Raw genomic sequence first — 906 nt, 5'->3', positions numbered from 1 at the left:
TGTCTCCCGACATAGAGGACAGCCCAGTGATCGCGAGGTGTCCTCATGTCCAAGGCCCGTTTGGTCGTTGCCGCCGTCGAGATTGAGCACCGGCCGATCAGTGAGGTCGCCCGAGATTATCGGGTGGCACGCTCATGGATCTATGTCCTGCTGGCCCGTTACCGTGCCCAGGGCCAGGCCGGACTCGAGCCGCGCTCACGGCGGCCGGCGTCTAATCCGCGGCAACTACCCGCCACAGTCGAAGAGCGGATTATCAAGCTGCGCAAGCAACTTGGCGAGCAGGGCCTCGATGCCGGACCGCACACCATCGCCGTGCACCTGCACCGCCAGGCCGGCAGCGCCCCCGCGGTGTCCACGATCCACAAAGTCTTGCGCCGGCGCGGCTTCATCACCGCTCAGCCGCACAAGCGACCCCGCAGCAGCTACATCCGCTTCCAGGCCGAACAACCTAACGAATGCTGGCAAGCCGACGTCACCCACTGGCACCTTGCCGGCCCCGATATGACCACCGCCACCGGCGCGCAGATCGAGATCCTCAACATCCTCGACGACCACTCCCGCAAAGCCCTGACCTGCACCGCACGCCCCGTGTTCACGGCGCCGGCCGTGCGCGACTGCTTCCGCGAGGCCTTCGCCGCCCACGGCCTGCCCGCCTCGGTACTGACCGACAACGGCATGGTCTTCACCGCCCGACACGCCACCGGCCCCGGCGGGCGCACTGCCCTGCAAACCGAACTGGCCACCCTAGGCGTCGTCTTCAAAAACTCCCGGCCCTACCACCCCCAGACCTGCGGCAAGGTCGAACGCTTTCACCAAACCCTCAAAAAATGGCTGCACCGCCAACCCCCAGCGGCCAATGTGGCCGACCTACAAGCCCAGCTAGACGCCTTCACCGAGTACTACAAC

The 906-nt window shown here is 66.0% G+C and carries 1 protein-coding gene; it reads left to right on the top strand.

What is annotated here, in order from left to right; genetic code table 11:
- Positions 1 to 45 precede the first annotated feature (45 nt).
- Positions 46 to 906: IS481 family transposase (locus AAHS21_RS31975; protein ID WP_342931263.1), on the top strand; the 861-nt coding region annotated here is incomplete at its 3' end.

It is taken from the genome of Mycobacterium sp. 050272 (assembly GCF_039023525.1).
Taxonomy (GTDB): Bacteria; Actinomycetota; Actinomycetes; order Mycobacteriales; family Mycobacteriaceae; genus Mycobacterium.
The sequence above is the reverse complement of the archived record's forward strand: the minus strand, read 5'-3'. Positions and strand labels throughout refer to the sequence as shown.